The sequence below is a fragment of the Parachryseolinea silvisoli genome, assembly GCF_021190955.1.
GTDB classification, from domain to species: Bacteria; Bacteroidota; Bacteroidia; order Cytophagales; family Cyclobacteriaceae; genus Ohtaekwangia; species Ohtaekwangia silvisoli.
Window position 1 is genome coordinate 26,130 of the sequence record NZ_JAIOAO010000009.1, and the last position, 13,638, is coordinate 39,767.

Here is a 13,638-nt window from a genome sequence, read left to right on the forward strand (position 1 = left end):
TGTTAACGTACGCTAGCCGTGCGAATGTAGCGGGCAAACCAGTTTGGGAACCACCGCTTGAATGGAACACCCAGGGTTTCTTTGCCTCCAATATAGACTTCGTTTTTTTTCTTTTCGATAGCCCGCACAATACGTTGGGCGCACCACTCCGGTGGTTTGCCACGATACGTAGCATCGTCTTGTTTCCCCAGCGGGCTCCCATCACCCGTAACGGCGGACAGCGTAATAGGAGTATGGATGAAACCGGGGCAAATCATCGTGACGGTGATTTTGTCGCGTGTATCTTTCCACAGCTCGGCACGCAGGGAGTCAAAGAAGCCGTGCAGCGCATGCTTAGAGGCCGCATAGCCCGAGCGGTAGGGGGTACCGAACGTGCCGACCACGCTGGATACTGTTACAAAATGGCCAGTGCCCCGCTTCAGGAAATGAGGCAGGATATTTTTGGTAATCGCCAAAGCACCGAAGTAGTTTACTTCCATCAGCCGCCGGTCTACATCCAGTGTGGTTTCTTTTGCAAGCCCCCGCTGGCTGATGCCGCCATTGTTGATGAGGATGTCGACATGACCAAAGATTTGTATCGCAGCGTCAGTCGAAAGCCGCAGTGTTTCGGGCTTGGTCAGGTCCAGCGGCAGGATGTGTACCTGTGCCTGAGCGGCCGGTGGGCAGTTACCCTTTACACGTTCAAGCTCTTCTTTTCGCCGGGCAGAGAGAATGAGGCGCGCACCCTTTGCAGCGAGCGCGTAAACAAGAGCCTCGCCGATGCCGGAGGAGGCTCCGGTGATCCAAACGACTTTGCTATGCAGGTAACGGCTCATCTATATAAGGTTATTTCTTGAACACAAAATACACGGCCAGGATCAGGAATACAAAGCCGATGAGGTGGTTTACGCGAAAGGTCTCGTTTTTGAAAAAGACCAGGGAGAAGAGCATAAACACGGTCAGCGTGATTACTTCCTGGATCACCTTCAGCTCTATTAGCGAAAAAGGTCCGCCATACTCTTTAAAGCCCAGCCGGTTCGCCGGCACTTGCAGCAGGTATTCAAACAGGGCAATGCCCCAACTGATCAGGATGATCGTGACCAGGGGTAGATTCTGGCTCCATTTCATCTCCTTGAACTTGAGGTGCCCATACCAGGCAAAGGTCATGAAGGCGTTGGAAAGTGTCAGCAGCAGGATGGTGTATAATACCCTCATACGTGGCTATAATTTGAAAACTAAGGTACGTGCGGTAGTATAAAAAAAGCCGCATGTCGGCGGCCTTTTTTTAACAGGATATTATTTCACCAGTTTTTTATACTTGATGCGGTGCGGTTGTTCGTCACCGAGGCGTTTGCGTTTGTTTTCTTCGTATTCGCTAAAGCCACCTTCAAACCACACCACTTGCGAGTCGCCTTCAAAGGCCAGGATGTGCGTACAAACGCGATCCAGGAACCAGCGGTCGTGAGAGATGATTACGGCACAGCCGGCAAAGCTATCCAGGGCTTCTTCAAGTGCCCGCAGGGTGTTTACATCCAAATCGTTGGTTGGCTCATCGAGGAGCAGCAAGTTGCCACCCTGTCGCAGGGCAATGGCCAGGTGGACGCGGTTACGCATACCACCGGAAAGCTCTTTAATTTTCTTCTGCTGGTCCGTACCGTTGAAGTTGAACTTGCCAACATACGCGCGCGAGTTTTGGGTCTTACCCCCCAACTCGATCAGCTCGTTGCCGCCGGTGATGGCTTGCCATACGGTGTCTTCAGGTTTAAGGTCGTCGTGCTCCTGGTCTACGTAGGCGATCTTTACCGTTTCGCCCACGGTGAAGCTGCCCGCGTCGGGCTGCTCTTTGCCGATGATCATTTTGAAGAGCGTGGTTTTACCTGCACCGTTGGGACCGATGATCCCCACGATGCCGGCGGGCGGCAGGGAGAAGGTCAGATTCTCGTAGAGCAGCTTGTCACCGTAGCCTTTGGCCACGCCGTTGGCTTCAATCACCTTATTGCCCAGGCGGGGTCCCGGGGGAATGAAAAGCTCCAGTTTTTCTTCGCGCTCTTTGGTCTCCTGGGTCAGCAGTTTTTCGTAGGCGCTCAGACGGGCTTTGCCTTTGGCCTGGCGTCCTTTGGGGTTCATGCGTACCCACTCGAGCTCGCGCTCCAGGGCCTTCTGGCGTTTGGACTCGCTCTTCTCTTCTTGTACCAGGCGCTTCTGCTTCTGTTCCAGCCACGACGAGTAGTTGCCTTTCCAGGGAATGCCTTCGCCGCGATCCAGTTCCAGGATCCAGCCGGCCACGTTATCGAGGAAGTAACGATCGTGGGTCACGGCGATGACCGTACCCTTGTATTGTTTCAAGTGTTGTTCGAGCCAGTATACCGACTCGGCGTCAAGGTGGTTGGTGGGTTCGTCCAGCAGCAGTACATCGGGCTCTTGCAGCAGCAGGCGGCAGAGGGCTACCCGCCGTTTTTCACCACCCGACAGGTGTTCCACGTTCGCGTCGCCGGGCGGGCAGCGCAGGGCGTCCATGGCGCGCTCCAGCTTGTTGTCAAGCTCCCAGGCGTTGGCGGCGTCCAGTTTCTCCTGGATCTCACCCTGTTTGGTGATGAGCTTGTCCATGGCATCTGGATTTTCCATCACGGCGGGGTCGCCGAATTTTTCGTTGATGGCCTCAAACTCCTTCAGCAACGCGACCACCTCTTTTGCGCCTTCTTCGACGATCTCTTTTACGGTCTTGGTTTTGTCGAGCTGCGGATCCTGCTCCAGCATGCCAACGCTGAAGCTAAGGTCGGATACCACTTCTCCCTGAAACTCTTTGTCGATTCCGGCGATGATGCGCAGGAGCGAAGATTTTCCAGAGCCGTTCAAACCCAGTACGCCGATTTTGGCGCCATAAAAAAAGGATAGATAAATGTTTTTCAGGACTTGTTTGCTGGGCGGATAAATCTTATTTACGCCAGCCATCGAGAAAATAATCTTTTCGTCAGCCATGATTAAAATAAATTGTGGAGTTGCGTAGTTCAAGTAGTAACCTGTTGCCGGGAAGGACCCGGGCAGGGGGTATCGACCTAACTGCGTTGTATTGGCCGCAAATATGGTTTTTTTACTTTACAGTGCCCAGATTTTCTGCCGTTCTTTGAATCTTTCAGGGAATTAACGTTCCTTGGCTATCAAGGGGTTACCCTGGCGGTATACCACCTATGAAGTCAAAAAGCGATAGATCTGCGATCACTGTTGACTCTTTAGTAATTAATTTTATTTTTGCGAAAAATTAAAAGGAGGATTTAAGCATATGTACTGGACTCTGGAACTTGCCTCTTACCTGGAAGATGCGCCCTGGCCGGCGACAAAAGATGAGCTCATCGACTACTCCATCCGTTCCGGTGCGCCACTGGAGGTAGTAGAAAATCTCCAGGAACTCGAAGACGACGGACAGCCGTATGAGAGCATCGAAGAGATATGGCCCGACTATCCTACGAAGGAAGATTTCTTTTTTAACGAAGACGAATATTAGCAGACCCCGCTCGCCGGGTATTTTCTGTAACCAAAAAGAGGCTGCCCCTTGGGTAGCCTTTTTCTGTTTGCGTTAATCCATTCATCGGATTATATCGTTACCCGGCCGCATTATCAGGACGACTGTGTTTACTAACGTGTGTCTTCCACGATTAAAGCCATCTAAACTATTTACGAGTATATCTATGGTACATTTTTTCCAAGGCAGAAGCATCATTACTTTTCTGCTCACCGTTTGCATCCTGCTGGCCTCTTGCCAGAACACAAACAAAGCCACGAAGGGCGCCATCATCGGCACGGCGGGCGGCGCAGCCGCCGGTGCTGTGATCGGGAAAATTGCCGGTAATACCGCGGCAGGCGCCATTCTCGGCGCAGCGGTCGGGGGTACCGCCGGTTACTTCATTGGCCGCTACATGGACCGCCAGGCAGCTGAGCTGCAGAAAGACCTGGAAGGTGCCACGGTGGAGCGTGTAGGCGAGGGGATCAAGATCACCTTCCACCAGGGCATTCAGTTTGCCGTCAACTCTTCCGAACTGACAGCTTCGTCTAAAACAAACTTGCAGGATTTGGGAAAAGTGCTGAACAAGTACTCCGACACGAACATCCTCGTCGAAGGCCATACCGACTCCACCGGCAAGCGCGACTATAACCAAACACTTTCTGAGAAGCGTGCAGCATCGGTATCGAACTATCTGAAGACACAAGGTGTGACCGGTGTACGCATTACGAATGTGGGCTATGGTCCTGATCAGCCGGTTGGGGACAACGGCACCGAATACGGCCGTCAGCAGAACCGTCGTGTGGAGGTAGCAATCTTTGCGAATGACAAGCTGAAGAAGAAAGCCGAGAAGGGTGAGATTGGATAAATCAGTGTGCGTGCGGGAGCGACGCACTTGAAATATAAAAGAGGCGGGATCTGTATCCTGCCTCTTTTATTGTCGTGCATTCAAGAGAGCTTCGGCAACAATCAAGTCCTCTGGCGTGGTGATCTTCAGGTTATCATAGCTCCCTTCAAAAAGCGAAATGGTATGTCCCGCCCGCTCGGCAACACTGGCATCGTCCGTCAGCGTGGCATCTTCCGGCAACGCATAGGCCTGTTGAATAAGGTCTATCCGAAACGTCTGCGGCGTTTGGATCAGCCGGTAAAGCGCGCGATCCACTGCACGCGTATGGTGCTGATCTGTTACCCGAATAGAATCTTTCAAGCGTACCGCGGCCACCGCGCTACCATGTACTGCCGCTAACCGGAAAGACGCCGCAATAATGTCTTCACTGATCAAGGGGCGCACGCCGTCGTGTATCGCCACCAGACCGGCGCCCTGAATGTGGCGCAGGCCGTTCTGTACCGACTGAAACCGCGAAGCACCTCCCGCTACGATCTGCAACGGGCGGGTGAAGGCATGCTGTTGGCACAGTGCCTCCCACGTTGGCCGGTCTTCTTCGGGTAAGACCAGGATCACCTGCATCGTCTCGGAGTAGCGGTAAAACGCGTCGATGGTATGCATCAATACCGGGCGTCCTTTGATTTCCAGAAACTGTTTGGGCAGGCTGGCCTTCATGCGGGTGCCTTTGCCACCGGCTACGATCAGCGCATATTCAGGTTGAACAGACATGGTGCAAATGTGCATAAAAGAAGGCATTGATGGACGTCATTTATTTGAATAGCTTTAGGGGCACAGTAGTATATCGATCAGTAATGCAACGAATAGCCATTGACATGGATGAGGTGATCGCCGACGCGTATCACCGTTTTTTTGAGTGGTATGAGCGGGATTTTAATTGCAGGCTTGACCCGGACCTCTGCCGCGGAAAGTATTTGCGCGATGTCGTGCCGGCCGATCAGCGCACACACGTCATGAAGTATGCGCATACCGACGGGTTCTTTAAAGATCTGCCGGTGATGCCCGATAGCCAGGAGGTGATCCACGCGCTATCGAAGAAATACGAGATCTTCATTGCCAGCGCCGCGATGGAATTTAAGACATCGCTTGTACACAAGCTCGAATGGATGAACGAGCACTTCCCTTTTATACCGTGGAACAACATCGTGTTTTGCGGCAGCAAAAGCGTCATCAACGCGGATTACCTCATTGACGACCACATACGCAACTTCAAGGGCTTTGAAGGGCAGGGCATTTTGTTCACATCGCCGCACAACGTCCACGAGGCATGGTCGCCGCGTGTCAACAACTGGCGCGAAGTAGCCGCGTTGTTGTTGTAGTCATACCGTGATATAAAACAAAAACGGTCCCGACATTGTCGGGACCGCTTGTATATTCTTTAGAAGACGCTGCTTAGATGATCAGCATGGCGTCACCGTATGTCAGGAATTTATACTTCTCTTTTCTGGCCACTTTGTAGGCTTCCGTGATCACGTCATAGCCACCAAACGCAGAAGCCATCATCAGAAGGGTAGATTCCGGCATGTGGAAGTTGGTGATCATGGCGTTGCAGATCTTAAAGTCGTACGGCGGGAAGATGAACTTGTCCGTCCAGCCTTCGCGGGCCTTTAGGCGGTTCGTGGCCGATACAGCCGACTCCAGCGCACGCATGGTGGTGGTGCCGATGGCGCACACCCTGTTTTTATTGTCGAGGGCTTTGTTTACGATATCGACGGCTTCCTGGCTGACGATAAAGTTTTCAGAGTCCATCTTGTGTTTGGTCAGATCTTCTACGTCCACCGGGCGGAAGGTGCCGAGGCCGATGTGTAGTGTGATATAGGCCATGTCCACGCCTTTCAGTTGCAGACGCTTCAGCAGCTGACGTGTAAAGTGCATGCCGGCGGTAGGGGCGGAGACAGCACCTTTGTTTTTCGCAAAGATGGTCTGGAAGCGCTCTTTATCTTCGGGCTTGATCTTTCTTTTGATATACTTTGGCAGTGGGGTCTCGCCCAGGGTCTCTACTACTTTGTCGAAGGCAGCCGAGTCGCCGTCAAACAGGAAGCGGATGGTACGTCCACGGGAAGTGGTGTTGTCAATAACTTCGGCTACCAGGTCGCCGTTACCAAAGTAGAGCTTGTTGCCAACGCGGATTTTGCGGGCAGGATCTACCAGTACGTCCCACAGGTGCATGTCAGCGTTCAGCTCGCGGAGCAGGAACACTTCGATCTTGGCACCGGTCTTTTCTTTGCGACCGTACAGACGTGCCGGGAACACCATGGTATCATTGCCAACCATTACGTCGCCATCGCCAAAATATTCAACAACGTCCTTGAATACCTTGTGTTCGATCTTGCCAGAGTCTTTATGCACGACCATTAACCGGGACTCGTCACGGTTTTCGGCTGGGTCTAGGGCTATAAGGTTGTTGGGGAGTTCGAACTTAAATTCCGATAACTTCATATTCGTATAAGCAAAAGACGCCCAATAAAGGGTAAATTTTTAAGAGGTTGCAAAAATAAGGTAACAATTGGCTTTTGCGACAAAACGACCTGTTTTTTTCAGTACTGTAACAAAAATGCGTTTTTTTGGTCTATAGAGCGTAATTCCGGCACCATGCCGGCCGACAAACCATTCCAAAAGCGTTACGTTAGTAGTTTAAAATGAAGACTTTAGGCCAGATTTTCGAAAGTTTCAGGTTTGCCTGGAAGGCATTGCGCTCCAATATCCTGCGTACCGTCCTGTCCCTGCTGGGGGTAACGGTGGGCATCTTTGCCATTATCGCGGTGTTGACGTTGGTCGATTCCCTGGAGAATAACATTAAAGACAGCTTCAAATTTGTGGGTAGTAACGTGATTTACCTGGACAAATGGCCGTGGCTGCCCGAAAATGAAGGCGAAGAGTACCGCTGGTGGGATTTCCTCCGCCGGCCCACACCCTCTACCAACGAGTTTAAGTTCTTGCAGGAAAACCTGAAACATGCCAGTAGCCTGGCCATTTTTGCCGAGCACGGCAGCATGACCGTCAAACACAAAAGCAACAGCATCGGCGAGGTGCGGTTGGTCGGCGCCAGCGAAGGGTACGACAATATCTTTAATGTAAATATTGATAAAGGCCGCTACTTCACGGTCGACGAGCTGAATGCAGGCCGCAACGTGGTGATCATTGGCAACGAAGTGGCCCGCGTGTTGTTCCCCTTCCAGGAGGACCCTACCGGCGAAATCGTAAAGGTACGGAACCGGAAGTTTGTGGTCATTGGCGTGGTGAAGAAAGAGGGGCAAAGCTTCCTCGGTACGCCGAGCAATGACTACGTCAACATCATTCCGTATAATGCTTTCCGCAAGTTTTACCAGACCGGCACGGGCCGTTGGAATGAGCTTGAATCGGGCATTGGCCTGCGTGGCTACGATTCTGACTTTGGATTGGTGGAGTTGGAGAACGAGGTACGCGGCGTCATGCGCGTACGGCGCGGGTTGCGACCGGTAGAGAAAGACGACTTTGCGATTAACCGGCCGGAGGCCCTGGCAAATATTATCGGTAGCCTCTTTGACGTTGTAGGCTTTGCCGGTTGGATGATCGGTGGCTTCTCTATGCTGGTAGGAGGTTTTGGTATTGCCAACATCATGTTTGTGTCGGTGAAAGAACGTACGCCGATTATTGGATTGCAGAAGTCGCTCGGCGCGAAGAATTACTTTATTCTTTTCCAGTTTCTATTCGAGGCGGTCTTTCTGAGCTTGATTGGGGGTATGATGGGGTTGTTCCTGGTATTTTTGATCACGCTCATTCCGATGGGAAGTCTGCAGGTAGTGTTGTCGGTGGAGAATACGGTGTTGGGATTGGTCGTGTCGACGGTGATTGGGTTGGTATCGGGGATTGTGCCGGCGGCTATGGCGGCGAGGTTGGATCCTGTAGTGGCTATTCGAGCGGCGTAGGTCGTCGTTGCCACCACTGGGGTAGGCTCAAGTCATTTTTATTTTAGCGTAGGCAGTCGGGAGACTGCCGCCATACTGGCACAAGTGATGCACCCACGCCAGCGCTTGGTGCTTAACACTTGCGCCAGAATGCGAACGCAATACAGCAGGTAGAAATGTATTTAAATAAAAACAGCGCGGCTTTTGGCTGCGCTGTTTTGTTTTGGGTTGTATGGATAAAGCTTATTCGTCTTCTTCTTTAGAAGCAGTTGCCAAAACTTTCTTGCCGTCTTTGGCCTCTTTGTCTGCAGTTTCGCCAGCAATCTTTTCTTTGATTTTGGCTTCGAGCTCGTCCAGCAGCTCCGGATTGTCTTCGATGAGCTGTTTTACGGCGTCGCGGCCTTGACCGAGCTTATTGCCGCTGTAGGAGAACCAAGAGCCGGATTTCTGGATGACGTTGAGCTCTACGCCCAGGTCGATGATTTCACCGGACTTCGAAATGCCGCGGCCGTACATGATGTCGAACTCGACAACTTTAAACGGAGGCGCCACTTTGTTTTTCACCACTTTCACTTTTACGCGGTTACCGGTGATGTCGTCGGCGGCTTCTTTGATCTGGCCGATACGACGGATGTCGAGGCGCACCGATGCGTAGAACTTGAGGGCGTTACCACCGGTGGTGGTTTCGGGGTTACCGAACATCACACCGATCTTTTCACGCAGCTGGTTGATGAAGATACAGCAGCAACCAGTCTTGCTGATGGTACCTGTCAGCTTCCGCAGCGCTTGCGACATGAGGCGGGCTTGCAAGCCCATTTTGCTTTCGCCCATTTCGCCTTCCAATTCGCCTTTCGGCACGAGGGCGGCCACGGAGTCGATAACGATGATATCGATCGCTCCGGAGCGGATCAGGTGATCGGCAATTTCCAGCGCCTGTTCACCGTTGTCAGGCTGAGAGATCAACAGGTTTTCGGTATCGATGCCCAGTTTTTCGGCATAAGCTCTATCAAACGCGTGTTCCGCGTCGATAAAGGCCGCCAGACCACCCTTTTTTTGCGCTTCCGCAATGCAATGCAGTGTGAGCGTAGTTTTACCGGACGATTCAGGTCCGTAGATTTCAATGACCCGGCCGCGCGGAACACCGCCAATACCCAGGGCGATGTCGAGACCCAGCGAACCCGTGGAGATCGCCGCGATGTCCACCACCTTCTCATCGCTAAGTTTCATGACCGTACCTTTTCCGTAGGTCTTATCAAGTTTGTCGAGCGTTAACTGAAGAGCCTTCAGTTTCTCTTTTGCGTCACTTTTTGCATCACTCATATTTCAGTTATTTATTCCATTAGGGGTAAGTAGAGGGCTCAGCGTAGACGAAAGTACGACATTGTTATATGTCGGCTTCGCCTGACCGGCTTATTATTTAACCCGGCTTTCTGACTCCTCGTGTGAATTATCAACTATTAATATTAGTTAAAATTCGATTCAAAAATACTATTTAAAATAGAAAATAAAAATTTCTGGATCGGGTAAGACTGTGTTTTTTGGAAAACGGTTGTATATCTTGGACGTTTTAACCTTTTAATGGCACAGACGCGCAAAATCTTCAAACGCATCCTGGCAGGCCTCGGCCTGGTTATCGTCGTATTATTAGTGATCTATGGCGACCTGGTATTGTATGGACTGCGCCAGGGCTATGGCCAGCTTAACATTATCTGGAATGCCCGTCCGGTGGAGGAGTTCATGCAGGATCCCAACTTCCCCGATTCGCTCAAGGCGCGGCTGCGGCTCATCGACGAGGTGCGCCGGTATGCCGTCGACTCGCTGGGATTAAAAGACACCGAGAACTATAAGACATTATACGATCAGAAAGGCAAGGAGGTCATGTGGGTGGTATTGGCCAGCGAAGCATTTAAGCTGGCACCCAAGGAATGGAAGTTTCCGATCCTGGGTTCTGTGCCGTACAAAGGCTTCTTTAATGAGAAGCGCGCGTTTGCACTCAAGCGTGCGCTGGAAGAGGAGGGGTACGATGTGATTGTACGTAACCCCGGCGGCTGGTCTACGCTGGGTTGGTTCACCGATCCTATTCTCAGTAAAATGTTAAGCCGCAGTGAAGGTGATCTTGCCAATCTTATCATTCACGAGATGTCGCACGCCACCATCTTTGTCAAGGACAGCATCGACTTCAATGAGAACCTCGCGACGTTTATTGGCGACCGCGGTGCGGAGCAATTTCTGATTCATAAATATGGCGTCACGTCGCCGCAGTATACCGAGTATATCGACGAAGACCGCGACTACTTACAATACGTAGACCACATGCTGCGCGGCGCCGCCATGCTCGACAGTGTGTACAGCGCGCTGGATCCACAAGCGCCGAAAGCAGCGAAGCTACGCATCAAAGAAGCTGCTATCCGCCGCATCATTACCAACCTGGATACACTCTCCCTTCGGCTCAATAAAAATCCCGCGCAGCGCTTCAAAGACAAGCTGCCGAACAATGCGTACTTCATGAACTTCCGGCAGTACCAGTCGAAGCAAACGGACTTTATGCGGGAGTGGAAAGAAGACTTTGGCGGCAACCTGCGCGCCTACATTGCGCACCTTAGCGAGGTGTATCCCTTCCTGTAAATGCCGTCACGGAAAGATGGACGTGCACGGAAATGTTCGTTTCACACGATTGTTACGAAGGAGGGACCCGTTAGTATGTTACGTAATTGTTACCAGGGCTTAAGGAATCGTTAAGAAACCGGCCAACGTTTTTAATAGGTGTTTTTCTACCTACTTTTGATTCAAAATGTTGAACTATGGGAAACAAGCAGATGCACAAAGTGCTTGTCGTGGACGATGAAGAACCCATCCTGGAGCTTCTGAAATACAATTTGGAGAAAGGCGGGTACGATGTCAAAACGGCTTCTGACGGTTCAAAAGCAGTAGACATAGCCAAACGGTTTGTTCCCGACCTGGTCCTGTTGGACATCATGATGCCCAAAATGGATGGTGTGGAAACGTGCCGACTACTGCGCGACATTCCCGAACTTCAAAAAACCTTCGTGGTGTTCCTGACAGCGCGTTCTGAAGAATATTCTGAAGTGGCCGCCTTTGACGTGGGGGCCGATGATTATATCACCAAGCCCATCAAGCCCCGTGCGCTGATGAGCCGCATCAGCGCCCTCTTCCGCCGCGATTCGAAGAAAACCTCGCCGTCGAGCCTCATCACCATCGGTGACCTGACGATCGACCGCACCAGCTATACCATCAAGATCAACGACAAGGAAGTCAACCTTCCCAAGAAAGAGTTCGAGCTGTTGTATTTCCTGGCGCAGAACCCCAATAAAGTGTTCAGCCGTGAAGACTTGTTGCAGAATATCTGGGGCTCGGATGTATACGTATTGGCGCGTACGGTAGACGTGCACATCCGCAAGGTGCGTGAAAAGATCGGCGACGATTACATCACCACCGTGAAAGGTGTGGGGTATAAATTCAGCTTGAATTAATCCCGCAGTAACGGATAACGACTATCTTGGGGCATGGTTTACAGCTCGCGTGGTCTGGCCCTTTTGCTAGCGTTTTGTATTGCGTTCATCACTACTCTTTTCCTGTCGCTGTTCCGCAGCATTGACGTAAGCGCCCTGTTGGTGGCGTTTGTGATCAGCTTTTCCGTGTCGTACCTGCTGATCTTCGTGGTGCTGGAGTTCCTCATTTTCCGCGAGATCAACAAGGTATACAAGCTCGTCACCAAGCTCAAGAAAAAAGAGCTGTCCAAGCTCGACAAACAAAAGCCGTCGTCGCTCAATCCGCTTAAGACCATTAACGAAGATATCTTCTCGTTTGCCGAGCTGAAGCAAAAAGAGATTGACGAGCTGAAAAAGATCGAGGCCTTCCGCCGCGAGTTTATTGCCGATGTATCACACGAATTAAAAACGCCCATATTCGCCGCACAAGGCTTTGTGCACACACTGCTCGATGGCGCCGTGAACGATAAGACGGTACGCACCAAGTTCCTCAAGAAGGCCGCCAAAAGCCTGGACGGCCTGGATATATTGGTACAAGACCTGCTCACCCTGTCGCACATCGAGACGGGGCAGATCAAGATGCACTTCGAAAGCATCGATATGTATAAGCTCACCGCGGAGGTTTTCGAGCAGTTTGAAGAGAAGGGCGAAAAGCGCAGTATCCGCCTGCGCCTGGAGGGTGCCGAGAACAAGGCGATTGTCTACGCCGACTGGCAGCGCATCAGCCAGGTGATGACGAACCTGATCTCCAACGCCATCAAACATTCTTTCGACGACTCCGACGTGGTCGTGAGCTTCGATGTCAGCAAAAAAAATGTGGTCACCCACGTCCGCGACTTTGGCGAAGGCATTCCGACGGAGCACCAGGCGCGTATTTTCGAGCGTTTCTACCGCGTCGACAAGAGTCGCAGCCGCGAGAAAGGCGGGACGGGCCTGGGCCTGGCCATTGTGAAGCATATCCTGGACGGCCACAACACCAAGGCCGATGTCGTCAGCGTTCCTGCTAAAGGTTCTACTTTTAGTTTTAAATTGCCGCGTATTAAGCCGGACTCGGCTGATTCCGGCGACAAGAACGATCATCACAAGAACGACCATTAACACGCTTTTGAAGCACTCCAAGCAGACATTCGAAGACATGATCCTCTTTGAGGACCAGGATTATGTACTTGTCAATAAACCTCCCTTCCTGTCCACGCTCGAGGACCGTCGCGAGAAGGTAAACCTCCTGGCGCTGGCCCGTGACTACACCGACGACGCGCAGGTGTGCCACCGCCTGGACAAGGATACCTCCGGTGTGCTGGCCATCGCCAAGAACCCCGAAGCGTACCGCCACATGAGCCTGCAGTTTGAAAAACGGGAGGTCGTGAAACGATATCATGCCATCGTAGACGGCAACCACGGCTTCCAGGACACCCTGGTCGATCTGCCCATTCTGAAGCAGGACGACGGCATCGTGAAGATCAGCAAACGCGAGGGCAAGGCCGCGCAGACGTATTTCACCACGCTGGAGCCGTACCGCCTGCACACGCTGGTGGAATGCCGCCCCATCACGGGCCGGATGCACCAGATCCGCATTCACCTGTCCACGCTCAATGCCTCTATTACGGGTGATGAGCAATATGGTGGGAAGCCGTTTTTCCTGTCGACGCTAAAACGTGGTTTTAACCTGAAAAAGCAGACCGAGGAGCAGCCGATCATTAAACGCATGGCGCTGCACGCTTTTTCGTTGACGTTTAAGAATCTGGCAGGGGAGGAGAAAACTGTGGAGGCGCCGTATCCGAAGGATATGCGGGTGTTGATCAAGCAATTAGGAGAGAATAGATAGCGAATTTCAGGAGTGCGAGTATCCGTGTGAGAACG

At 51.9% G+C, this 13,638-nt stretch carries 14 protein-coding genes; 8 read left to right on the plus strand and 6 right to left on the minus strand.

Going from position 1 to position 13,638, the window contains the following annotated elements:
* Nucleotides 1-2 precede the first annotated feature (2 nt).
* The 3 genes from K7P01_RS30895 to ettA all read right to left on the minus strand — a co-directional run bounded on the left by K7P01_RS30895 (nucleotide 3) and on the right by ettA (nucleotide 2,958).
* Nucleotides 3-815 carry an SDR family oxidoreductase gene (locus K7P01_RS30895; protein WP_267298468.1) on the minus strand — a complete coding sequence of 271 codons (813 nt, stop codon included), beginning with the start codon at nucleotides 813-815 and terminating at the stop codon, nucleotides 3-5.
* A 10-nt stretch (nucleotides 816-825) separates the two neighbouring features.
* Nucleotides 826-1,194 carry a DMT family protein gene (locus K7P01_RS30900; protein WP_267298469.1) on the minus strand — a complete coding sequence of 123 codons (369 nt, stop codon included), beginning with the start codon at nucleotides 1,192-1,194 and terminating at the stop codon, nucleotides 826-828.
* Nucleotides 1,195-1,275: 81 nt separating this feature from the next.
* Nucleotides 1,276-2,958: an energy-dependent translational throttle protein EttA gene (gene ettA, locus K7P01_RS30905; RefSeq protein WP_267298470.1), complete on the minus strand. Its 1,683-nt coding sequence runs from the start codon at nucleotides 2,956-2,958 to the stop codon at nucleotides 1,276-1,278.
* 301 nt (nucleotides 2,959-3,259) lie between these two features.
* On the opposite strand from ettA, the gene K7P01_RS30910 reads away from it, so the two are divergent.
* Both K7P01_RS30910 and K7P01_RS30915 read left to right on the plus strand, forming a co-directional pair.
* Nucleotides 3,260-3,481 (plus strand): DUF2795 domain-containing protein, encoded by a 222-nt coding sequence (locus tag K7P01_RS30910; RefSeq protein ID WP_039751840.1) that lies wholly within the window; start codon nucleotides 3,260-3,262, stop codon nucleotides 3,479-3,481.
* Nucleotides 3,482-3,665: 184 nt separating this feature from the next.
* Nucleotides 3,666-4,346, plus strand: a complete 681-nt coding sequence (locus K7P01_RS30915; RefSeq protein ID WP_267298471.1) for an OmpA family protein — start codon at nucleotides 3,666-3,668, stop codon at nucleotides 4,344-4,346.
* Between the two features lie 66 nt (nucleotides 4,347-4,412).
* On the opposite strand, the gene K7P01_RS30920 is transcribed toward K7P01_RS30915, so the two are convergent.
* Nucleotides 4,413-5,093, minus strand: a complete 681-nt coding sequence (locus K7P01_RS30920) for a 2-C-methyl-D-erythritol 4-phosphate cytidylyltransferase (protein WP_267298472.1) — start codon at nucleotides 5,091-5,093, stop codon at nucleotides 4,413-4,415.
* Between the two features lie 83 nt (nucleotides 5,094-5,176).
* On the opposite strand from K7P01_RS30920, the gene K7P01_RS30925 reads away from it, so the two are divergent.
* Nucleotides 5,177-5,701: a 5' nucleotidase, NT5C type gene (locus K7P01_RS30925; protein WP_267298473.1), complete on the plus strand. Its 525-nt coding sequence runs from the start codon at nucleotides 5,177-5,179 to the stop codon at nucleotides 5,699-5,701.
* Nucleotides 5,702-5,774: 73 nt separating this feature from the next.
* On the opposite strand, the gene queA is transcribed toward K7P01_RS30925, so the two are convergent.
* The gene (gene queA, locus K7P01_RS30930) at nucleotides 5,775-6,821 is read right to left on the minus strand and encodes a tRNA preQ1(34) S-adenosylmethionine ribosyltransferase-isomerase QueA (protein WP_267298474.1); all 1,047 of its coding nucleotides are present in this window, start codon (nucleotides 6,819-6,821) and stop codon (nucleotides 5,775-5,777) included.
* Between the two features lie 200 nt (nucleotides 6,822-7,021).
* On the opposite strand from queA, the gene K7P01_RS30935 reads away from it, so the two are divergent.
* On the plus strand, nucleotides 7,022-8,290 hold the full coding sequence (locus K7P01_RS30935) for an ABC transporter permease (protein WP_267298475.1): 1,269 nt from the start codon (nucleotides 7,022-7,024) through the stop codon (nucleotides 8,288-8,290).
* 222 nt (nucleotides 8,291-8,512) lie between these two features.
* Here the strand turns inward: K7P01_RS30935 and recA are convergent, their stop codons facing one another.
* Nucleotides 8,513-9,589, minus strand: a complete 1,077-nt coding sequence (gene recA, locus K7P01_RS30940; RefSeq protein WP_267298476.1) for a recombinase RecA — start codon at nucleotides 9,587-9,589, stop codon at nucleotides 8,513-8,515.
* Between the two features lie 258 nt (nucleotides 9,590-9,847).
* On the opposite strand from recA, the gene K7P01_RS30945 reads away from it, so the two are divergent.
* From K7P01_RS30945 to K7P01_RS30960, 4 genes are all read left to right on the plus strand, one after another.
* Nucleotides 9,848-10,894 (plus strand): aminopeptidase, encoded by a 1,047-nt coding sequence (locus tag K7P01_RS30945; protein WP_267298477.1) that lies wholly within the window; start codon nucleotides 9,848-9,850, stop codon nucleotides 10,892-10,894.
* A gap of 176 nt (nucleotides 10,895-11,070) precedes the next feature.
* Nucleotides 11,071-11,760: a response regulator gene (locus tag K7P01_RS30950; protein WP_254084651.1), complete on the plus strand. Its 690-nt coding sequence runs from the start codon at nucleotides 11,071-11,073 to the stop codon at nucleotides 11,758-11,760.
* Nucleotides 11,761-11,793: 33 nt separating this feature from the next.
* Nucleotides 11,794-12,876, plus strand: a complete 1,083-nt coding sequence (locus K7P01_RS30955; protein WP_267298478.1) for a sensor histidine kinase — start codon at nucleotides 11,794-11,796, stop codon at nucleotides 12,874-12,876.
* Nucleotides 12,877-12,913: 37 nt separating this feature from the next.
* The gene (locus tag K7P01_RS30960) at nucleotides 12,914-13,603 is read left to right on the plus strand and encodes an RluA family pseudouridine synthase (protein WP_267298588.1); all 690 of its coding nucleotides are present in this window, start codon (nucleotides 12,914-12,916) and stop codon (nucleotides 13,601-13,603) included.
* The last annotated feature ends 35 nt before the right edge of the window (nucleotides 13,604-13,638 follow it).